This is a genomic window from Halobellus captivus, assembly GCF_003697845.1.
GTDB classification, from domain to species: domain Archaea; phylum Halobacteriota; class Halobacteria; order Halobacteriales; family Haloferacaceae; genus Halorubrum; species Halorubrum glutamatedens.
This window is the reverse complement of the sequence record NZ_RDQE01000001.1, coordinates 277,003-298,000: the sequence shown is the minus strand read 5'-3', so window position 1 is coordinate 298,000 and position 20,998 is coordinate 277,003. Positions and strand designations below refer to the sequence as shown.

General features: G+C 69.8%; 23 protein-coding genes. 17 read left to right on the top strand and 6 right to left on the bottom strand.

The genetic code is table 11. The features are described 5' to 3' along the window. The first annotated feature begins 351 nt into the window (after positions 1-351). The 4 genes from EAO78_RS01565 (at position 352) to EAO78_RS01550 (ending at position 3,699) form a co-directional block, all read left to right on the top strand. Entirely contained in the window at positions 352-1,629 is a 1,278-nt protein-coding gene (locus EAO78_RS01565; RefSeq protein ID WP_122104097.1) for an aminotransferase class V-fold PLP-dependent enzyme, read from the top strand. A 176-nt stretch (positions 1,630-1,805) separates the two neighbouring features. Beyond that, a complete protein-coding gene (locus EAO78_RS01560; RefSeq protein WP_122104096.1) occupies positions 1,806-2,426 on the top strand; it encodes a response regulator in 621 nt (206 codons plus the stop codon). A 96-nt stretch (positions 2,427-2,522) separates the two neighbouring features. Further along, entirely contained in the window at positions 2,523-2,948 is a 426-nt protein-coding gene (sufU, locus tag EAO78_RS01555; RefSeq protein WP_122104095.1) for a Fe-S cluster assembly sulfur transfer protein SufU, read from the top strand. Positions 2,949-3,033: 85 nt separating this feature from the next. Continuing rightward, on the top strand, positions 3,034-3,699 hold the full coding sequence (locus EAO78_RS01550; protein WP_122104094.1) for an Sjogren's syndrome/scleroderma autoantigen 1 family protein: 666 nt from the start codon (positions 3,034-3,036) through the stop codon (positions 3,697-3,699). Between the two features lie 275 nt (positions 3,700-3,974). Here EAO78_RS01550 and glmM read toward each other — a convergent pair whose 3' ends face one another. Beyond that, positions 3,975-5,336 (bottom strand): phosphoglucosamine mutase, encoded by a 1,362-nt coding sequence (glmM, locus tag EAO78_RS01545; protein WP_122104093.1) that lies wholly within the window; start codon positions 5,334-5,336, stop codon positions 3,975-3,977. Between the two features lie 116 nt (positions 5,337-5,452). On the opposite strand from glmM, the gene EAO78_RS01540 reads away from it, so the two are divergent. Further along, positions 5,453-6,094, top strand: a complete 642-nt coding sequence (locus EAO78_RS01540) for a hypothetical protein (protein ID WP_122104092.1) — start codon at positions 5,453-5,455, stop codon at positions 6,092-6,094. Between the two features lie 17 nt (positions 6,095-6,111). Here the strand turns inward: EAO78_RS01540 and EAO78_RS01535 are convergent, their stop codons facing one another. From EAO78_RS01535 to EAO78_RS01520, 4 genes are all read right to left on the bottom strand, one after another. Then, the gene (locus EAO78_RS01535; protein ID WP_122104091.1) at positions 6,112-6,720 is read right to left on the bottom strand and encodes a DUF7504 family protein; all 609 of its coding nucleotides are present in this window, start codon (positions 6,718-6,720) and stop codon (positions 6,112-6,114) included. A gap of 43 nt (positions 6,721-6,763) precedes the next feature. After that, a complete protein-coding gene (locus EAO78_RS01530; protein WP_122104090.1) occupies positions 6,764-7,150 on the bottom strand; it encodes a hypothetical protein in 387 nt (128 codons plus the stop codon). Continuing rightward, positions 7,150-7,845: an RAD55 family ATPase gene (locus tag EAO78_RS01525; RefSeq protein WP_122104089.1), complete on the bottom strand. Its 696-nt coding sequence runs from the start codon at positions 7,843-7,845 to the stop codon at positions 7,150-7,152. Before EAO78_RS01525 ends, EAO78_RS01530 begins: the two co-directional genes overlap by 1 nt. Positions 7,846-7,933: 88 nt before the next feature. After that, on the bottom strand, positions 7,934-8,416 hold the full coding sequence (locus tag EAO78_RS01520) for a chemotaxis protein CheW (RefSeq protein WP_122104088.1): 483 nt from the start codon (positions 8,414-8,416) through the stop codon (positions 7,934-7,936). 102 nt (positions 8,417-8,518) lie between these two features. Between EAO78_RS01520 and cheB the strand changes: the two genes are divergently transcribed. From cheB to EAO78_RS01470, 10 genes are all read left to right on the top strand, one after another. Then, on the top strand, positions 8,519-9,607 hold the full coding sequence (gene cheB, locus EAO78_RS01515; RefSeq protein ID WP_238987596.1) for a chemotaxis-specific protein-glutamate methyltransferase CheB: 1,089 nt from the start codon (positions 8,519-8,521) through the stop codon (positions 9,605-9,607). Continuing rightward, positions 9,607-11,739 carry a chemotaxis protein CheA gene (locus EAO78_RS01510; RefSeq protein WP_122104086.1) on the top strand — a complete coding sequence of 711 codons (2,133 nt, stop codon included), beginning with the start codon at positions 9,607-9,609 and terminating at the stop codon, positions 11,737-11,739. The genes cheB and EAO78_RS01510 overlap by 1 nt, the downstream gene beginning before the upstream one ends. Continuing rightward, the gene (locus EAO78_RS01505; protein ID WP_122104085.1) at positions 11,736-12,539 is read left to right on the top strand and encodes a CheR family methyltransferase; all 804 of its coding nucleotides are present in this window, start codon (positions 11,736-11,738) and stop codon (positions 12,537-12,539) included. Before EAO78_RS01510 ends, EAO78_RS01505 begins: the two co-directional genes overlap by 4 nt. After that, positions 12,539-13,747, top strand: coding sequence for a HEAT repeat domain-containing protein (locus EAO78_RS01500; RefSeq protein WP_122104084.1), 1,209 nt, complete (start codon positions 12,539-12,541; stop codon positions 13,745-13,747). Before EAO78_RS01505 ends, EAO78_RS01500 begins: the two co-directional genes overlap by 1 nt. Further along, positions 13,748-14,620 carry a CheF family chemotaxis protein gene (locus tag EAO78_RS01495; RefSeq protein WP_122104083.1) on the top strand — a complete coding sequence of 291 codons (873 nt, stop codon included), beginning with the start codon at positions 13,748-13,750 and terminating at the stop codon, positions 14,618-14,620. Between the two features lie 302 nt (positions 14,621-14,922). Continuing rightward, the gene (locus tag EAO78_RS01490; protein ID WP_122104082.1) at positions 14,923-15,372 is read left to right on the top strand and encodes a GNAT family N-acetyltransferase; all 450 of its coding nucleotides are present in this window, start codon (positions 14,923-14,925) and stop codon (positions 15,370-15,372) included. Positions 15,373-15,431: 59 nt separating this feature from the next. After that, positions 15,432-16,148: an HAD family hydrolase gene (locus EAO78_RS01485; RefSeq protein WP_122104081.1), complete on the top strand. Its 717-nt coding sequence runs from the start codon at positions 15,432-15,434 to the stop codon at positions 16,146-16,148. Beyond that, entirely contained in the window at positions 16,145-16,789 is a 645-nt protein-coding gene (locus tag EAO78_RS01480; RefSeq protein ID WP_122104080.1) for a class II aldolase/adducin family protein, read from the top strand. The genes EAO78_RS01485 and EAO78_RS01480 overlap by 4 nt, the downstream gene beginning before the upstream one ends. A 100-nt stretch (positions 16,790-16,889) precedes the next feature. Continuing rightward, a complete protein-coding gene (locus EAO78_RS01475) occupies positions 16,890-17,846 on the top strand; it encodes a ribose 1,5-bisphosphate isomerase (protein WP_122104079.1) in 957 nt (318 codons plus the stop codon). Next, positions 17,843-18,871 (top strand): carbohydrate kinase family protein, encoded by a 1,029-nt coding sequence (locus tag EAO78_RS01470; RefSeq protein WP_122104078.1) that lies wholly within the window; start codon positions 17,843-17,845, stop codon positions 18,869-18,871. Before EAO78_RS01475 ends, EAO78_RS01470 begins: the two co-directional genes overlap by 4 nt. A gap of 39 nt (positions 18,872-18,910) precedes the next feature. Here the strand turns inward: EAO78_RS01470 and EAO78_RS01465 are convergent, their stop codons facing one another. Next, positions 18,911-19,216, bottom strand: coding sequence for a MazG-like family protein (locus EAO78_RS01465; RefSeq protein WP_122104077.1), 306 nt, complete (start codon positions 19,214-19,216; stop codon positions 18,911-18,913). 131 nt (positions 19,217-19,347) lie between these two features. Here EAO78_RS01465 and npdG point away from each other — a divergent pair, with 131 nt between their 5' ends. Together npdG and EAO78_RS01455 are read left to right on the top strand one after the other, a co-directional pair. After that, a complete protein-coding gene (npdG, locus tag EAO78_RS01460; RefSeq protein WP_122104076.1) occupies positions 19,348-20,016 on the top strand; it encodes an NADPH-dependent F420 reductase in 669 nt (222 codons plus the stop codon). A 100-nt stretch (positions 20,017-20,116) separates the two neighbouring features. Beyond that, positions 20,117-20,959, top strand: a complete 843-nt coding sequence (locus tag EAO78_RS01455; protein ID WP_122104075.1) for a polyprenyl synthetase family protein — start codon at positions 20,117-20,119, stop codon at positions 20,957-20,959. Positions 20,960-20,998 lie beyond the last annotated feature (39 nt).

Sequence of the window (20,998 nt, the reverse complement as noted above, 5' to 3'; positions counted from 1 at the left end):
GCCCGGGAGGGCACGAGCGGACCGCGCGAGGGAGGTCGGCGGCGGCCGCGATGCGGTGCGGTCCCGCGGCTGCCGCCGGCCGAGGCTGGGGAGGCGTGAGGTGCTGTGCGGCCGCGGACGGGTGGGACTTCGGCGGTGTTCTCGGCGGCCATGCCTTCGGAGACGTACAGCCGAGCGGCTGGGTCGGCAGCAGTCCCGTCAAACCCGTGAACGACCGGTACGTGCCCGACCGCGATCACCCTTCGACCGCTCTCCGAACCAACGCCCGCGGTATACGCCGAGTACGTCAGCGATACGGGCAACACGTACCGGACCGAAGGTGTGTTAGTGCTCGGGGCCCTCTGGCCGACAATGGGAGTTCAAGAACAGTACCCGTTCGACGTGGAAGCGATCCGCGACGACTTCCCGATCCTCGAGCGGCTGGTCGGCGGCGATCCCACCTCGCCCGGAGAGGACGAGGGTGACGACGTCGACCTCGTGTACCTCGACAACGCGGCGACCTCGCACACCCCGGACCCGGTCGTCGACGCGATCTCGGACTACTACCGGAGCTACAACTCCAACGTCCACCGCGGGATCCACCAGCTGAGCCAGGAGGCCTCCGTCGCATACGAGGAGGCCCACGACGTCGTCGCCGACTTCATCGGCGCGAACGGCCGCGAGGAGGTGATCTTCACGAAGAACACGACGGAGGCGATGAACCTCGTCGCGTACGCGTGGGGGCTCGCGGAGCTCGGCCCCGGCGACAACGTCGTGCTCACGCAGATGGAACACCACGCCTCGCTCGTCACCTGGCAACAGATCGGCAAGAAGACCGGCGCGGAGGTGCGGTTCATTGAAGTGACCGACGACGGCCGACTCGACATGGCCGACGCCGAGGCGAAGATCGACGGCGACACCGAGATGGTGTCCGCCGTCCACGTCTCGAACACGCTCGGGACCGTGAACCCGATCCGCGAGCTGGCCGAGCTCGTCCACGACCACGACGGGCTGATCTTCGCGGACGCGGCCCAGTCGGTGCCGAACCGCCCGGTCGACGTGGCGGACCTCGACGCCGACTTCCTCGCCTTTTCCGGCCACAAGATGTGCGGGCCGACCGGCATCGGCGCGCTCTACGGCCGCCGGGAGCTGCTCGAGTCGATGGGGCCGTACCTCTACGGCGGCGAGATGATCCGGAAGGTGACCTTCGAGGAGTCGACCTGGGAGGACCTCCCGTGGAAGTTCGAGGCGGGAACCCCCTCGATCGCCCAGGGGATCGGCCTCGCGGCCGCGATCGAGTACCTCGAGGACGTGGGCATGGAGCGGATCGAGGAACACGAGAGCCTGCTCGCCGAGTACGCCTACGACCGCCTGACCGACCTCGGCGGCGTGGAGATATACGGCCCGCCGGGCGACGAACGGGGCGGTCTCGTCGCCTTCAACGTCGACGGGGTCCACGCCCACGACCTCTCGAGCGTCCTCAACGACTACGGCGTCGCGATCCGGGCGGGCGACCACTGTACCCAGCCCCTCCACGACGAACTCGGCGTCGCCGCCTCCGTGCGCGCGTCCTTCTACCTCTACAACACCGTCGAGGAGGTCGACGCCCTCGTCGACGCGGTCCGGGAAGCCAGAGACCTGTTCGCCTGATCGGCTTCGGTCGCGTGTGGCTCGTTCCCGTACCGCTCGAATCCGGCCCTCTCGAGCCATGACAACTCGGATCGCACAATGTTTATTGTAGTCGTAAACGAATTTCGAATCCGAGAAGAACGAGTACTACACACGTAGTAGTCGACTCCGAGGACGCGCCGACCCGAAACCACATCATGACCGACGATCGAGACCGACGAACGACCGGAACCGCCACACGAACGAACCCTGCAGATTCCGCAGACCCCGCAGACTCCGCAAACCGCGGAGACGACCGCCACTTCGCGACCGAGGTGACGGATCCTCCGGGGAACGGGGCGGGGCGTTCCTCGCGGATCGACGTCCTCCACGTGGAGCCGGACCCCGAGTCGGCGGAGGTGCTCGTGACGTTCCTCGAGCGGTTCGAGACGGGTGTCTCGGTCAGGTCGGTCGATCGGGTGTCGGAGGCACGCGACGCGTTCGCCGACGTCGACTTCGTGATCACCGAACAGCGGCTCCCGGACGGCACCGGGGTCGAACTGCTCGAAACCGCCCGGAAGCGAGGAATTCGGACGCCGTTCCTGTTCCACACCATCTGTCACGACCCGGTCGTCGAGGCGCGGGCGTTCGAGGCCGGTGCGACCGCGTACGTCCGGAAGCGGTCGACCCGCGGCCAGTACGACCGTCTGCTCGGCGTGCTCCGTGACCACCTCGAGGGAGTCGGCGGCGAGCGGTCCCGTTCGACCCGTCGATCGACCGCCGCTCCGTCCGAGCCGAAGACCAACGCGCGCCCGACGCCGCTCCGGTCGGAGGAGTGATCACGACCGTCGGTCGACCGGCGAGGACGAGCGATTCGGCGACGTGACGGCCCCGACGGAACGCTTTTGAACGCGACAGGCGTACCCGGATACAGTATGGGAACGGGCTCGGACATGTACCGACAGCAGATCCTCGACCACTACAAGAACCCGCGCAACTACGGGGAACTCGAGGACCCGGACTTCACGCACGTCGGCGAGAACCCCTCCTGTGGGGACACGATCAAGGTCGATATCGCCCTCGCCGACGACGGCGAGACCATCGAGACGGTCGCGTTCACCGGCGACGGCTGTGCCATCTCGATGGCCTCCGCGAGCATGCTCTCCGAGCGGCTCCGTGGAATGACCGTCGACGAACTCGACGCGCTCGACACGGACGACGTCACCGAGATGCTCGGCGTCGACATCTCCCCGATGCGGATCAAGTGTGCCGTGCTCGGCCGGCAGGTCGCCCAGGACGGCGCGAAGATCCACCGCGGCGAGCTCGACCCCGACGCCGACCGGACCCGCACCGAGGACTGAGGGCGGGTCCGGCGTTCGCGTCGAGGGCCGCACTTCGCCGACCGAGCCCACCGGACTTTTGCTCGTGAAGGGCGTTCGACCACGCATGAGCGACGAGTTCGACAAGGAGGCCGAACGCGAGAAGCTCCGCGAGAAGTTCGCGGAGGACGAGGAGAAGCGCGAACACACCCAGCGGATGTCCGAGCTCCTCCTACAGGGCGCGACGATGACGAACCGCCACTGCGAGACGTGTGGCGACCCGATCTTCCGACACGACGGCCGGGAGTTCTGCCCGACGTGTCACGCGACGGAGGACGGATACGAGGTGCCCGCGGAGGGGACGGTCCCGGCCGGCGGGGACGACGAGAGCGACGGGACCGCGGGGGCGATCGCAGGGGAGGCGGAAACGTCCGGAGCGAGGAGTCCCGAGACCGCCGCGGCCAACGGCGTCGTCGCGGACGACGACACCGGCTCGACCGCCGCGAGCGACGAGGTCGGACCGGATCCCGCGGGGGACCTCGCCCGCGGCTCGATCGGCGACGCGGCGGGAACGTCCCGGAGCGCGGAAGGGATGACGGGGAGCGCCGATCCCGAACCGCCCGCTCCCGGCACCGAGGTTGACGCCTCCGGCGTGGGTCCGGCTCGGGAGTCACTGACGCGGACGCTGACCCGCTTTGCCCGCGCGGCGGAGGAGACCGAGGACCCGCGACGCGCACGCGAGCACCTGCGGGCCGCGCGGGAGGCGGCGGAGGCGCTCTCGGCGCTGGACTGACGCGGTTCGGTGTCGGTCGTCTCTCGTTCTGGTGCGACGAACGTCTCCAAAGCTCCGGTCTCTCGACTGTACACCACGGAAGACGTGACTACGGGGAACGCCTCCCGGCAGCGAGGCGCTCTGCGCCTCTGGCAGCCGACGCGACGCGCCGGCGACCTCGCGCGGTCAGTCTCGCGCCCTCGCGGGCGCTCGCGGGCACGCGTTGCTGACGCATCTCGGATCACGAACGCCTCTCTGGTCACAACTTCCAAAATCACGACTTCCAGAGATCGGTCCTATCGTCCGCTCTCGACGGCGGTCCGCATCTCCTCCGCCAGCCGCTCGGCGCGGTCGGCGTCGGCGGACTCGGCGTAGACCCGGATCTTCGGCTCCGTCCCGGAGGGTCGGACGAGTACCCACGCGTCGCCGTAATCGAGCCGGTAGCCGTCGGTCGTGTTCGGGGTCGCCTCGGCGGTCTCGACGAACGCCCGCGCCGCCGACAGCATGTCCTCGCGCTCGTCGCCGTCCTCGTACTCGACGTTGACGCGCACGAAGTGGTAGTCGGTGTAGGGAGCGATCGCCTCGCTGGCGAGGCCGTCGGCGTCGGCGAGCAGTTCGAGGAAGCGCGCGCCGATGTACGCCCCGTCCCGCGAGAGCCGGTACGGGGGAAAGAACACCCCGCCGTTGCCCTCGCCGGCGATCGGGACGCGGACGCCTTCCCGCTTCAGCTCCCGGGTCCGCGTGATGATGTTGGTCGCGCCGATCGGGGTCAACTCGAGGTCGGCGCCGTTGGCGTCACAGACGTCGACGAGCCGCTGGGAGACGTTGACCGCGCTGACGACGGCGTCGCCCGGCTCCAGGGCGTCGTCGGCCAGCGCCGCGAAGGAGGTGTCGCCGTCGACCACCGATCCGGTCTCGTCGACGAAGACGGCCCGGTCGGCGTCGCCGTCGTGGGCGATCCCCACGTCGGCGTCGGAGGTGGCGACGAGCCGCGAGAGCGCCGTCAGGTTCTCCGGGACGGGCTCGGAGTCCCTGCCGGGGAAGTGGCCGTCAGGGGTGGCGTTCACCGTCAGCACCTCACAGCCGAGCTCGCGGTAGATCCGCGGCGAGCTCACCGACGCGGCGCCGTGGCCGGGGTCGACCGCGACGGTGAGTCCGGCGTCGGCGATCGCCTCGCGGTCGACGGCGGCGATCAGCTGGTCGGCGTAGTCGTTGACGACTCCCTCGACGGTGGTCTCGCTGCCGGCGGTCCGCCAGTCGGTGTGGTCGTACTCGTCGTCGAGCACGCGGCGCTCTATCCGCTCCAACACGTCGACTGAGAGCTCGACGCCGTCGTTGCCGACGAGCTTGATCCCGTTGAACTCGGGCGGGTTGTGCGAGGCGGTGACGAGCACGCACGGGACGCCCGCGGACTCACAGTAGTTGCCGACCGCGGGCGTGGGGACGACGCCGAGCCGGTCGACGTCACGACCGACGGCGGCAAGCCCGCTGGCGGCGGCGTTGGCGAACAGCTCGCCGGTGGTCCGGGTGTCGCGGGCGACGGCGACCCGGTCGGCGTCCCAGGTCGACCCGGCCGCCTTCGCGATGTCGAGAACGAGCTCCGGCGTGAGATACCGGAGTGCGACCCCGCGAATGCCGCTGGATCCGAACAGCTCCATACGCGGTCATGGGCCGGCCGACGGGAAAGCGGTTCCGAACGCGAGCGCCCGGACCGGACCGCTGGAGCGTCGACGCCACTCGCGGGGTTGAAACCCGTCGCGACCGTATCGGACACATGATGCGATCACGGCGGGACCTGTTGTGTCGAGCCGGCACGGCCGCCGTCGCCGTCGGGGCGACCGCGACGGCCGGCTGTCTCGACGCCGCCGCCGGGGACGGCCCGCAGGGACCCGAGGGAACGCCGGAGACGCTGTCGTGTCCCGACGAGGGGTTCGTTCGGCTCGAGGCGCCGTTCGAGGGCCCCGTCGAGTCGCGGACGATAGAGACGGGAGGCGGGGACGGGACGGGGGCGGACGGCGGGGACGAAGGGGGCACACGTCTGGAGCTCTCCACGGAGGGAACCGCCGAGACGTACGGCCAGTCGCTCCGGCTCGTGCTCCGGAACACCGGCGACGGATCCGTCGATACCCGCGGCGAACAGGCGTACTCGATACAGCGTGAGACCGGCGAGGGGTGGCTCGACGTGCGCGGCTCGACGACCGGGGAGGCCGTCGACCTCCCCCGCGAGGACGACACGCTCGAAGCGGGCGACACCTACAGCTGGTCGGTCGACCTCGAGGAGTCGGCGATCGCGTCGGCCGTGCCGGACCGTGAACTCGCCGTCTGCCCGCCGCTCGGACCGGGATCCCACCGGTTCGTCTACTGGGGGATCCTCGACACCCCGCCGGTCGGGATCGAGTTCGATCTGGTCGGATGAGGTGACGCCGGGCGCGCTCAGAAGGGCTCCCAGCCGGAGGGCTGCTCCATGCGGTCGAGGACCCGGAACTGTCGTTCATCGCCCTCGACGCGGGTCTCGACGACCAGATCGAACGGCTCGTACAGCGTGTGGATTACCTGCTCGTCGTGGGCGGTCGAGCCGACGACGCCCACGAACGGCCACCCTTGTCCCGAGGACTGTGAGGTCATCACGCGGGTGAACTGATAGATCCGGTCGGGGTCCCAGTACATCAGAAGCTCCGACAGCGAGTAGACGCCGACCGCCCGCTCGCGTCCGGTCGAGGCCTCGACCACGTCGGTGAACTTGATCCCGATCTCCGTGAGATCGCCGGGACCGCTCACGTACTTCGTCGTCGGCGTGTCGTCTCGTTTGTCCCCCTGTTGGTGGGTGACACAGTCGATGACGACGAGGTCGTCGCCGCCGTTCCCGACGAGCCGGTCGTGGTCGGCCCGGACCTTCTCGGCGGTCCGACCGGTCGAGATGACGACGGCGGCGTCCGACCACGCCGCGAGCAGTCGATTGAAGAGGTCGTACTTCCCGCTCATCGGTGGTCCGCTAACGAGGACGCTGTCGGCGGAAACGACAGCGTCGGGAAGCGGACTCATGTCTCACACAACGGGGCGACCCCGATAAAACCCTTCCGAGGGATCACTTTCGCAGGAACCTCGGCAGGTCAAGCGACGACGGGGGCCCGGTTCGCGGCGACCGAGTGACCGTCAGTTCACTGAGAGCTCCGGGAAACGCCGCCGGCAACGGCGCGGTTCGCGGCGTTCCGACCCCGTCGACCAGTTCCTCCCAGACCGCCTCGGGTTCCTCGATAGGGACCTCGAGCGCCTTCGTTCGCCCCTCGTCGTAGGCGAGTTCGACCATGCTTCGTTCGTACGCGCCGGGAAACGCCTCGAGGATCCGGTCGAGCTCGTCGGGACGCCTTCTGCCGCAGCCGGCGGCCACTCCGAGCGCGAACGCCCGGTCGATGGCCGCCTCGCGGGTCAGTTCCCCCTCCTTCCAGTCCGTTCCGAAGGTCCGGTCGTACATCACCGGGTCACCGTCGCCGCCGACCCGACGCGGATACCCCCGTCGGTGAACTCGACGTCCTGGATGTCGGTGTTCACGTCGGTCCCCCGCATCTTCAGCACCTGTATCCCCCGGCGCATCCCCTCGTCCTCCAGGTAGTTGTGGAGGAAGACGACGCCGTGTGCGAGGTAGTGTTCCTCGGAGTAGGCGTCGGGGTCGGTCATCTCGGAGATGAGCATCGTCGTCGCGTCCGTGCGCTTCAGCGAGGAGAGCAGCTGGATCATCGTGTCCTCGTCGTCGTCGAGCAGGAACCGCAACAGCATCGTCGAGTCGAAGACGACCCGGTCGATGTCGCGGGAGTTGACGAACCCGGTAAGCCGGTTCGTGACGCCCGAACGGTCCCGTCGCTCGCCCGGGAGCCCGAAGAACCGCCGACCGTCCGCCGAGAAGGAGTCGAGGAAGGTCACCCGGTCGGTGTCGAGCGCGCGGTCGAACCCGAAGTCGTACCCGCCCATGTCGCGGCGGATCCCCTCCTTCGTCTCGTGCATGCTGACGTACAGCACGTCGTCCCCGTTTCGGGCACCCTGGGCCGCGAACTGCGAGCAGAACGTCGTCTTGCCGCTGCCGGGGGGACCGCTCACCACGTACAGCCGATCGGACGGGAATCCCCCGTCGACGAGCTCGTCGAACCCGGGAACTCCGCTGGAGACTCGCATACGTGGACCATTCCCGGCGACCCGATAAGCGTTGGCCCCCGTTTTTCAGCCGTGAGAACCCGGACGAGCGACGGGTCAACGAAACCGACTACGCCTCAGTCGTCTCCCCGTCGGTCAGATCCGCTATCGTGCTCTCGGTCGGGGCATCGACGTCCGGGGCGACCCAGACGACGAACCGATCGTCGGACTTGACGATCCCGTGGACGCCCTCGTCGTCGGCGGTGGTCCCCCGATCGACGTCGTCCGGTGTGACGTCCCTGACCTGGAACACCTCGTCGACGATCCAGCCGACGGTTCCGCCCTCCGAGACCCGGTCGTCGTCGAACACGACGATCCGTTCGCGGGGACCCGTCCCCTCGATCGAAAAGAGCGTCTTCGGGTCGACGATCGTGGTCGTCCGCCCTCGAAGGTCCATCACGCCCTCGACGTGGTCCGGGGAGTTGGGGATTCGCGTGAGCTCGCCGGCGTCGACGATCTCGTCGATGACCCCGATGTCCAGACAGTACGTGCCGTCGCCGAGACCGAACTCCAGTACCTTCGTGTGTTCCGCGTCCGACTGCGTGGCTGGCATACCCCCACTCGCACCGAGGCGACCAATAACGGTGTCCCCTGAATTATCACCGGTGATTCCTGGGTCCGTGGGTTTATGCTCGTTCTGGGAGCGGTTTCGAACATGAGTAGGACGACGGATCGACGTGGTGGCCGACGCGACGCCACGCGGGTGGTCGTCGTCGACGACTCGCCGTTCATGCGAGGGCTGATCGGCGATCTCCTGACCGACGCGGGGGTGACCGTCGTCGGCGAGGCCGGCGACGGGACGGAGGCGCTGTCGGTGGTCGCCGAGACGCGGCCGGACGTGGTGACCATGGACGTCGAGATGCCCGGAATGGGCGGACTCGAGGCCGTCGAGCGACTGATGGCGGAGACGCCGACGCCCGTGTTGATGCTGTCGGCGCACACCGCCGAGGGCGCCGAGGTGACCTTCGAGGCGCTCGAGCGCGGCGCGGTCGACTTCTTCGCGAAGCCCGGCGGCGAGGTGTCCACCGGCGTCTCACGGGAGGCCGACCGGCTCGTCGAGGCGGTTCGGTCGGTCGCCGACGCGGACCTCGAGGCCGCGACGCGCGACTGGAAGCCACGGAGCGAGTCGAGGACGGACTCGCCGTCGGACGTCGACCTCGAGCGACCCCTGACCGCCGTCATCGGCGCGTCGACCGGCGGCCCGAAGGCGGTCGAGCGGGTGCTCTCCGCGCTCCCGATGGCCGACTGTCGGGTGCTCGTCGTCCAGCACATGCCCGAGGCGTTCACCACGCGGTTCGCCGAGCGGCTCGACTCGGCCTCCGCGTACGACGTCCGGGAGGCGACGGACGGGGACCGGATCGGAGCCGGCGAGGCGCTCGTCGCCCCCGGTGGCCGGCACATGGAGGTCGGCAGCTACCGCGCGGGTCGGCTGCGCGTGAAACTCGCCGACTGCGACGCTGTCGACGGTGACGCGCCGTCGGTGACGCCCGCCGTCGACGTGACGATGCGGTCGGCCGTGGGGGCGGTCTCGGACCCGCTCGTCGGCGTGGTCCTCACCGGAATGGGCGACGACGGCTCCGCGGGCGTCCGGGCGATGGCCGACGCCGGGGCGCGGACGGTGGCCCAGAGCGAGGACACCTGCGTCGTCTACGGGATGCCGAAACGCGCGGTCGGAACCGGCGTGATCGATTCGGTGTGTGATCTCGACGACGTCGCCGGCGCGATCCTCGGGGGTGGAGCCTGATGGACTCCCACCGTGCAGCGTTCGTCGCGGAGGCGGAGGACGGGGTCACCGACCTCAACAACGCGTTGCTCGCGCTCGAGGCGGATCCCGAGGACGACGCGGCGATGGACGACGTGTTCCGGGTCGCACACACCCTGAAGGGCAACGCCGCCGCGATGGGGTACGAGGACGTCTCCTCGTTCGGGCACGCCCTCGAGGACCTGCTCGACGCGGTCCGTGGCGGCGACCGGGAGGTCACGCCCGAACTGATGGACCTGCTCTTCGAGGGGGTCGACGCGGTCGAGGCGATGGTCGCGGAGATCGAGCAGACCGGGGAGGTGTCGACGGACCCGTCGGACCTCGAATCACGGCTTCGGGCGGTCGAGGAGCACGGAACCGTCGATCCCGACACCGATGAGAATACTGACGAGGACGCCGACGAAGCTGCCGATGCTGACGCCGCCGAGGGCGCAGACACGGAGACCGAAGAGCCCGACGACACCGCTGACGGCGACGCCGGGATCGACGTTCCGGAACCGCCGGCAGCGATGACTGGGTTCACGGACGCGGTTTACGCCGAGGTGACCCTGGGCGAGACGGCGATGCCGGGCGTCGACGCGACACTCGTCCTCCGGGCGCTCGAGGAGGAGTTCGGCGAGTACCTCACCCGCCCGGACGCGGAAGCGCTGGAAAACGGCGAGTATGACGGGAGCTTCGACGCCTTCGTCGCCGACGCCGACCCGGCGGTCGTCACCGAGGGCCTCGAGGCGCTCACGCAGGTGGCAACGGTACGGACCACGCTCGTGGGTGACCGTTCCGAGCCGGACCCGGACGACGCCGAACCGGACGGTTCCACTGCCGAGGACGCGAACGGGACCGAACCGGGGGAAGACGCGGTCCACGATTCGGAACCTTCGGAGGCGACCGATCGCGAGGAGATCAAGTCGATCCGGGTCGACGTCGACCAGGTCGACGAGCTGTACGGGCTGGTCGAACAGCTCGTGACGAGTCGGATCAAGCTCCGGCGAGAACTGGAGGGCACCGGGACCGAGCCCGAGACGCTCGACGAGCTCGACAAGCTCGCGTCCAGTCTCCAGGACACCGCCATGGACATGCGGCTCATTCCGTTCTCACAGGTGTCCGACTCGTTCCCGCGGCTGGTCCGGGACGTCGCCCGCGACCTCGACAAGCGCGTGTCCTTCGACATCGAGGGCGACGACGTCGAGCTCGACCGGACGATCCTCACGGAGATGCGCGACCCGCTCGTCCACGTGTTGCGGAACGCGGTCGACCACGGGATCGAACCCCCCGAGGAGCGCGAGACCGCCGGCAAGGACCCCCAAGGACGCGTCGAACTCACGGCGGAGCGCGAGCGCGACCACGTCGTCATCGAGGTCGCCGATGACGGCGCCGGCCTCGAGGCAGACCGGCTCCGCGACGAGGCGGTCGAGGAGGGGGTCGAGGACCGCGAGACCGTGGAGGCGATGACCGACGGCGAGGCCTACGACCTGGTCTTCCATCCCGGCTTTTCGACCGCCGAGGAGGTCACCGACGTCTCCGGACGGGGCGTCGGGATGGACGTGGTGCGGACGACCGCCCGCGACCTCGACGGCTCCGTCTCGGTCGACAGCGAGCCCGGCGAGGGGACGACGGTGCGCTTCCGGCTTCCGGTCACCGTCGCCATCGTGAAGGTGATGTTCGTCGACGTGGGCGGCACGGAGTACGGGATCCCGATCAAGTCGATCGGGGAGGTGTCCCGCGCGGACGACGTGGAGACGGTCCACGGCGACGAGGTGGTCCGTCACGAGAACGACCTCTACCCGGTCATCCGACTCGCGGACCGGCTCGCCGCCGCCGAACCCGAAACCGCGGCGTTCGGTCCGGGAGCCACCGCGGCGACCGACGGCGGATCCGCCGAGAACGACGACGGCTCGGACGCGGGCGGTGCTGCGACGGCCGCCGACGAGGGAATGCTCGTCCGGATACGTGAGGAGACCCGAAAGGTGGCGCTCCACTGTGACGGCGTGTTGGACCAGGAGGAGGTGGTCGTGAAGCCGCTCGACGGCCCGCTGTCCGGGACGCCCGGACTCAGCGGGACGGCCGTGCTCGGCGACGGCGACGTCGTGGCCGTCCTGGACGTGGTGAGCCTATGACCGGCGAGACGGCCTTCGAGGGCGTCCTCAGACAGATCGACGATTCGGTACCGTTCGAGCCCGGCTACTACAACGAGTCGTACCTCGACCGACGTATCACCGCCCGGATGCGTCGGCGCGGGACCGAGTCGCACCGCGAGTACCGACGGCTGCTCCGCGAGGAGGCGGACGAGCGCGAGGCGCTCATGGACGCGCTCACGATCAACGTGACGGAGTTCTTCCGCAATCCCGAGATGTGGGAGGTGATGCGGAACGTATTGCGTGATCTCACCCACGAGAATCGGCGAGTCCGTGTCTGGTCGGCACCGTGTGCCGACGGCCGGGAGGCGTACTCGCTCGCGATGCTCGCGTGCGACGACGACGCGATAGACGAGTCCCGCGTGGAAGTGCTCGGCTCGGACATCAGCGAGGAGGCGCTCGCTCACGCAAGGGAGGGTATGTACCATACCACGCGAACGACGGACATCGCCGAGGAACTCGAGCCGCTCTCGGATCCGAACCGCTACGTCGACCGCGAGGGCGACGCGTTCCGCGTTCGCGAGGCGCCACGCCGGCTCGTGACGTTCGACACCCACGACCTGATCAGCGACGGGTCGCGGGGCCCCTTCGATGCGGTGTTGTGTCGGAACCTCCTCATCTACATCGACGCGGACCACAAGGGATCGCTCTTCGACACCCTCGAGGCGTCGCTCGCGGCGGGCGGCGTCCTCGTCGTCGGGATGACCGAGAGCGTCCCGCCGGACCGCGGCGACGGGTACGAACCGATCGACAAACGCCGACGGGTGTTCCGGAGGCGCTGATGTCGCTGTACCAGCACTCTCGCGAGGGGAACGTCGACCGACTCAGGGACGCGCTAGCGAGCGATAGCACCGCGGTCCGGAAGCGTGCGGTGGAGTTCCTCGGCGAACTCGCCGACGCGGACGACCAGGCGACGGTCGACGGACTCCTGCGCGCGGCGACGACCGACGAGGACCCGGGAGTGCGCGGAGCCGCGGTCGACGCCCTCGACGAGGTCGGCCAGGAGGCGCTCGAACAGCTACTGGCGGAACTCACCGGCGGCAGCGGATCGGAGGCCGAGTGGGTCACCGCCCGGAAGTTCGCCCGCGCGCTCGAGGCGGAACGCGCCGAACTCCGCATCGCGGCGGCGAACGCCCTCGCTCGTCTCGACGAGCCGAGCGCACTGCCAGCGGTCGTCGGAGCTCTCTCGGATCCGGATCCGCGCGTGCGGCTCCGGGCGTGTCACGCGTGCGGGACGTTCGCCGACTCGCGGGCGGTTCCCGGGCTGATCGAGCGCCTCGACGACGACCCGCGCGTCCGCCGGGCGGCAGCGAACGCGCTCGGAGCCGTCGGGACCGACCGCGCGCTCGATCCGCTCATCGACCTGCTCGAGGATCCGGACGAGTCGCTTCGCCGCATCGCCGCGGGGGCGCTCGGAAACGCGAGCAACCCGAAGCCGGTGGAGCCGCTCGCGCGCGCGCTCGGTGACGAGAGCGCGATCGTCAGGAACGCGGCGGTGTATTCGGTCATCGAGCTGCTCTCGAACGTGCCGACCGAACACAGCCACGCGGTCCGGGACCGCGTGGTCTCCGAGTTGAAGGCCGCCGACGATGCGACGGTCGTCGAGCCCCTCGTCGAGATCCTCACTGATGGAACACAGAGCCGGCAACGTCGGAACGCGGCGTGGATCCTGGGGCGCGTCGCCGACGCCGATTCCGAGCCGGCCGTCGAGGCGCTTGCGGACGCGCTCGGCGACGACGACCCACAGACAGCCCAGTTCGCGGCGACGAGCCTCACGAACCTCGGCGGGCCGGTCGTCGAGGACCGACTGCTCGATCGACTCGGCACCGAGCATCCGGATGACGTCCGTGCGAAGGCGGTGTTCGTGCTCGGCCAGGTGGGCGGACAGGAGACGCTGAATCGCCTGGAAGGTCTGACCGACGACGAGAGCTCCGCGGTCCGTAAACGGGTGTTCTCGGCGGTCTCGAAGCTCCGGGCAGGTGGTGTCTAGATGGCGACTGGTGACGGCGAGTACAAAGTCACGGACACCCAGGCACGGTTCGCGGTCGCCGTCCGCGAGGGGAGAGCCATCAACGACGTCTCCTGGACGCCCGGCCGGGTGCTGTTGTCGAACCGGCGGCTGATCCTCGCGGGCAACGACGGGAAACGGACGGTTCCACTCTCGAGACTCGAGGGATTGGGCGGCCGTCACGACGCCAACCAGTCGATAGCTCGGGTCTCGAACTACGTGAGCTTCGATCTCGGCGAGCAGGTGCTTCTGGTCGCCGCCGCCGAACACGAGTCGTTCGAACGCGACGTGTATCGCGCGCTGCTCGACCAGCGGACGTTGTTGGCGAAACACCCGGCCGTCGAGGGCGGCGTCGTCCAGGACACCGGCTGGGAGCAGGCCCGCGTGAAGATCGACGAGAACGGCCTCGGTGCCGCGCTCGAAGGCGGCGCGTTCGTGGAGTTCGACCTCGACGACATCAGCGGGCTCGACGCCGCGAGACGGACCGTCGACGGGGCGAAGAAACCCGTGATCGAGGTGTCACACACCGACGACGGAGACACGAGCATCGAGACGCATCTCGCCGGGACGCCGCGGCGGATGCGGTTCGTCGAGTCGTGGCTCCGGAAGGGCGAGGAGCGAAGCTCGACGAACGTCGATCTCTCGAGTCGCGATCGGGAGGTGTTGATGGCGCTGTACTCGGGGGTCTCGCCGTTCGAGATCCCCGCATTTCTGGGCAGCGACGTCGACGAGGTCGAGGAGACGTTCGAACGACTGATCGAACTGGAGGTCGTCGAGGAGGTGCGGGTTCGCCGCGAGGTAGCGCTCAACTCACGCGGGCGCAACGTCGCCAGCGAGGCGATGAACGAGCAGTGAGGCCGAGGCGTCAGCGTCAGTACGGCCGGAGGCGTCGACGACATACGCCCGTCCCGCCGGTATACGGGAGACGTGGTGGCGAACAGCCGGCTGGAACGCGTCCCGGTCGGGTCGCCGGACGCCCGCCTCGCCCGATCCGGGTCCGTGATCAACGCACGGGCCGACTGGCCGCGTTTTCAGTGATAAACGTCCGGGGACGCTCCGGCCTCGATCTCGAATCCGCCTGCTGCTGCCGGCGGGCCGATACCGTCTGCCGGCGGGCCGATACTTACTTGCTGCGGGCGAGACGCGTTCCGTTCGACATGGACGACTCCGACGCGAGCGACGTCCGCGAGCTCACGACCGACGCGGAGCTCGACGCGGCGTACCCGATACTCCGCGAACTACGGGAGCACCTCGACCGGGCTGAGATGGAGGTGGCCCACGAACGAATGCGCGAGGAGGGGTATCGCCTCTTCGGCCGGTACGACGGGTCGGAACTCGTCGCCGTCGCCGGCGTCACCGTCGACACGAACTTCTACTTGGGAAAACACGCCTTCGTCCACGACCTGGTGACGACCGAGTCACGGCGGTCCGAGGGGCACGGCTCGGCTCTGCTCTCCTTTATTCACGAGTGGGCGGGCGACCGCGACTGTGAGACGGTCGAGCTCGAGTCGGGACTGTGGCGGGAGGACGCCCATCGCTTCTACGAGGACGTCGGCTACGAGAAGTACTGCTACTCGTTCAAATACGACCTCGACGCCGGAGAGTAGTTCCGGCACCGACCGTCCTCCCGAACCACGCTTAAGTCGCCGCCCCGCGAGGGTCGGACATGGAGTACGAAGCGGTCTGTTTCGACCTCGACAACACCCTCTACCCGTACGACCCCTGTAACGAGGCGGGCAAGCGGGCGGCGCTCTCGGCGTTTCGCGATCGCGGGTACGACCTCGACCGCGAACGGTTCGACGAACTGTACGCGAGGGCACGGGCGGACGCGAAGCGCGAACTCCGCGGGACGGCCGCCTCCCACGAGCGGTTCGTCTACTTCAAGCGGGCGCTCCGGCTCCACGCCGGCGTCCACGACGCCGCGGACGCGTTCGCGATCGGCGAGGCGTACTGGAACGGGTACGTGGCGGAGATGGAGATCTTCGACGGGGTCGAGGGGACGCTCGACGCGCTCCGTGAGGCCGGACTCACGGTCGTCGTCGTGACGAACCTCACGACGCGAGTCCAGCTGCGGAAGCTGTCCGGTCTCGGGATCGACGACCGGATCGACCGGCTCGTCACCTCGGAGGAGGTCGGCCGCGAGAAGCCGAGCGCGCTCCCGTTCGCGGCGGCGCTCTCCGCGCTCGACGCCCGACCGAGCGAGGCCGTCATGGTCGGAGATAACGTCGTCGCCGACGTGGAGGGAGGAAACGCCGTCGGCATGGAGACGGTCCTCTTCACGGGCGGGACGGGCGAGGACCCGGCGGCGGACGACCTGACCGGTCCGCGGCGACCCGACCACCGGATCGATGACCTGGCGGCGCTGCCGGAGGTGCTCGCGTGACCCTCCGTCCCGAGCGGGAGGCGGTCGTGGAGTACGCGCCGGCGCTCGCGGAGCTGACGCCCGGGCGGACCGGAAACCTGAGCGTTCGCGACGGCGACGCCTTCGCCGTCACGCCCACCGGCGTGGCGTACGACGCCTTCGACGCGGCGGACGTGCCGGTCGTCGGCCTCGACGGCGACCGCCGGGCGGGTCGGATGGCCCCCTCGAGCGAGGTGCCGATGCACACGGGGATCTACGACCACGCGGGACCCGGCGCGATCGTCCACACCCACTCGCCGTGGGCGACGACGATGGCGACGCTCGGGCTGTCGCTCCCGCCGGTCCACTACATGATCGTCGCGGTGGGTCGGGAGGTGCCGATCGCCGACTACGCGCCGTACGGGACCGAGGAACTCGCCGCCAACGTCGTCGCCGCGATGGCCGCCACCGACTCGGACGCCGCGATCCTCGCGAACCACGGGCTCGTGGTGACCGGCCCGGATCTGGAGACGGCGATCGAGAACACGCACCACGTCGAGGACCTCTGCCGGCTCTACGTTCGCTCCTCGTCGATCGGGGAGCCGAACCTCCTCACGGACGAGCAGCTCGCGGTCGTCGAGGAACGCTTCGAGAGCTACGGCCAGCAGCCGGAAGACGGTTGAGCCGGAGGGCTGGGCGGGTCGAGGAGCGAGGCGGGGGAGCGAGTCGAACGCCGGACGGCCGAGCGGGGTTTATATGCGTCCCGCGGGAAACGGTATCGACATGACCGACCACCGACTCGCCCCCGACGTCGAGGAGACCGCGGAGGCGATCGCGTCGATGGAGATCCGCGGCGCGGCGACGATCGCGGCCGGTGCCGCGGAGGCGCTCGGCACGCAGGCGCGCGAGGCCGAGGCCGACTCGCCCGCGGCGTTCCGCGCGTCGATGCGTGCGGCCGCCAGACGGCTTCGCGAGACCCGCCCGACGGCCGTCTCGCTGCCGAACGCGCTCCGGTACGTCCTCCGGCGGATGGACGGCCGGAACGTCGATGCCCTCCGAGAGAGCGTGACTGACGCAGTCGCGGAGTTCGTCGCACAGCTCGACCGCGCCCAGGAGGACCTCGGCCGCGTGGGCGCGAACCGCCTCGCCGACGGCGACACGGTGATGACCCACTGTCACTCGACGGACGCGCTCGCGTGCATCGAGGCGGCCGTCGAAGGGGGCAAGGAGATCGAGGCGATAGTCAAGGAGACTCGTCCGCGGAACCAGGGACACATCACCGCCGAACAGCTCCGGGGGATGGGCGTTCCGGTCACGCTCATCGTCGACTCCGCGGCGCGACGCTACCTGAACGAGGCGGACCACGTCCTCGTCGGGGCCGACTCGATCGCCGCCGACGGCGGCGTCATCAACAAGATCGGCACCTCGGGACTCGCCGTCAACGCGCGCGAACGCGGCGTCCCGATCATGACCGCCGCACAGACGATCAAGCTCCATCCGGAGACGCTGACGGGCCACACCGTGGAGATCGAGATGCGCGACGAGGCGGAGGTGATCGACCCGGAGACCCGTGCGGGGATCGGCGAGATCGCGGTCGAGAACCCCGCGTTCGACGTGACGCCGCCGCGGTACATGGACGCGATCGTGACCGAACACGGGCAGTTCCCGCCCGAGAGCATCGTGACGCTGATGCGCGAGCTGTTCGGCGAGGGGGCCGCGGAGCCGTGGGCCGAGCCATGAGCGGCGAGGGATCCGAAGAGCGGGAGGTCGAGCCCACGAACGACCCGGACCTCGAACCCGAGAACGGACGCGGGCCGCCGGCGGTGATCTCGGCGGGCCACATCAACTGGGACGTGACGATCCACGTTGACGAGCTGCCGGAGCGCGACGGGGAGACGCGGATCGAGCGTCTCGAACAGTCGGGCGGCGGCAGCGCCGCCAACGTGGCGGTCGGCGTCGTGGGACTCGGCGGGCAGTCGGTCGTCTTCGGGAGCGTCGGCGGCGACGAGTCCGGCGCGCTCGCCCTGCGTGAGCTCGCGAGCGCGGGCGTCGACCCCGGCCACGTGCTCGTCGCCGCCGACGAGCCCACCTCGGTCACGTACGTGATCGTCGACGGGGACGGCGAGCTGTTGATGCTCGCCAACGACGGCGCGAACGAGGCGTTCTCGGCCGGCGACCTCGACCGCGAGACGCTCGCCGCCGCCGATCACCTCCACCTGACGGGCCAACAGCCCGAGACCGCGGCCGCGCTGGCGACGACCGCCGCGGAACTCGGGCCGACGCGGAGCTTCGATCCCGGCCGGCGGGTGACCGATCGTGGATACGACGCGGCGCTTCACGCGTCGGACCTGATCTTCGTGAACGACCGCGAGGCGGACGCGCTGGCCGACGCGACCGACATCGACCCACGCGCGCCCGACGACCGCGTCGTGGCGATCAAACACGGCGGCGACGGCGCGACGGTTCACACCCCGAACGGCGACGTCTCGCATCCCGGGTTCGACGTCGACGCGGTCGACACGGCCGGCGCGGGCGACGCGTTCGCGGCGGGATTCCTCGGCGCAGCGCTCAGGGAGCCCGAGATGGCGGACGGCGGGTTCGGCCACGACCCGCGCGAGTATCAGGTCCCGCTCCTCGTCGCCAACGCCTGCGGTGCGATCGCGGCCGGGACCGTCACCGCCCGTGCGGACCTCTCGTGGGAGCGGGTTCGGTCGATCATGGGCGAGTCGCCGGAGGCGGACCTGCTGATCGAGATACGGGCGTGAGCGGAGGGGCGAACGCGGAGCGCGTTCCCGGTCGTCGCCCTACTCCCCCGAGCCGGCCCCGCCGGTCTCGTCGATCCGCGCCTCGTACTTCTCGAGTGCCACGTCGAGCGCGTCGCCGGCGTCGACGTCGGCGGCCTCGGCGACCGCCAGCAGCGCGAACAGACAGTCGCCGATCTCGTCGGCTGCGATCGCCGCGTCCTCGGGGTTCGACCCGTAGCCGGTCGAAGTCGTCACCTCCTTTGCGACCTCGCCGACCTCGCTCTCGAGGTCGAGCACGCGGTACGCGAGGTCGGCCTCCAGCCCGTGTTCGTCGACGAACGCCGAAACGCGGTCCTGCTCGTCCATGGCGACCGGATGGGGCGGGCGGCGTATAGGCGCACCGAACGTCGTCGGTCGGCGGTCGCGTGGGCGATCCCGCCGGTGGCGAGGACGGCCGGTCACGCAACTCCTAAGGTCGTAACGCGCCGACGGATCCCATGGACATCGCGATACTCGGCGGCACCGGCGACATCGGGGAGGGGCTCGCGCTCCGCCTCGCCGCCGACACGTCCCACGAGGTCCTGATCGGGTCGCGAGACGCCGAGAAGGCCGAGACGAAAGCCGGAGAGTACACCACGGAACTCGACAGCCGCGGGCTCGACCGCGAGGTACGCGGGTTCGAGAACGTCGCGGCCGCCGAGCGGGCGAACGTGATCGTGCTCGCGGTCCCGCCGTACCACGTCGGCGACACGGTCGAGGAGGTCGCGGACGCGCTCGAGGAGGGGGACGTCCTCGTCTCGCCGGCCACCGGGATGAAACGCGACGACGACGGCTTCCACTACCACAAGCCCGGCGCGGGGTCAGTCACCCGGATCGTGGCGGACGCGGCACCCGAGGGCGTCGCGGTCGTCGGCGCGTTCCACAACCTCGCGGCCGCGCGCCTCGCGAACCTCGACGCCGACCTCGGGATCGACACGCTCGTGATCGGCGACGACGAGGACGCGAAGGGGATCGTGACGGACGTCGCCGAGGGGATCGAGGGGCTCCGCGCGCTCGACGCCGGCGGGATCGCGAACGCCCCCGAGATCGAGGGGCTCACCCCGCTTTTGATCAACGTCGCGAACAACAACGAGCGGCTTCACGACCTCGGGATCCGGTTCCAGTAGTCGTACCGAACGTCGGACGCGCGTTGACGTTCGTCCCCCTTCCGCTCCCCCGGCCGCCGTTCCGTTAGGCCTTTGCGCGGCCGTCCCCTCCCCTCAGTAGATGGAGTACCTGGAGCGCCGGGTCGCGCTGGTCGAGGAGCGGATCGAGGGGGTCATCGACCGCGTCGAGCCCGAGGAGCTGTCCGACGAGCTCGCGCACGTCGTGCTCGCGGGCGGCAAGCGCGTGCGCCCGGCGGTGACGATCCTCGCCTGCGAGGCGTTCGACGGCGACCCGGACGACGCCGTCGACTTCGCGGCCGGCATCGAGTTCGTCCACAACGCCTCGCTCGTGATCGACGACATCATCGACCGCTCGGACGTCCGTCGCGGGACCCCCTCCGCGTGGGCCGAGTTCGGCTACGGTCCGGCGATGATCACGAGCGACGGGCTCCTCGGGGAGGCGTTCGCGCTCTTCTCGGCCGACGAGCGGGCGATGCGGACCGTCGCCGAGGCGATGGTCGAACTCGGCGAGGGGGAGGCGACGGAGCTCGCCGCCCGCCCGACCACGGAGGCCGAGTACATGGAGCTCGCTCGCCGGAAGACCGGCGCGCTGTTCCGCGCGGCCGCGGAGCTCGGCGCGGTCGCGGGCGGCGCGGAGCCGGCCGCGATCGAGTCGTTCGGCGAGTACGCAGAGCGCGTCGGCGTCGCCTTCCAGATGCGCGACGACGTGCTCGACGCCACCGCCGACGCCGACGACCTCGGCAAGCCCACGGGCCAGGACGCCGAGATGGACCGGCCGTCGGTCGTCCAGGTGACCTCGCTCTCGCCGGCTGAGGTCGACGAACGCGCGCGAGAGCAGTCCGAGCTCGCGCTCGCCGCGCTCGAGGACGCGAACCCGCCCGAAACGGAGGCGATCGAGTACCTCCGTGACCTCGCGGAGTTCGTCGTCGTCCGCGAGCGATAGCCGCCTCGGAGTTCGTCGTTCGTGGATACACTCACGCGA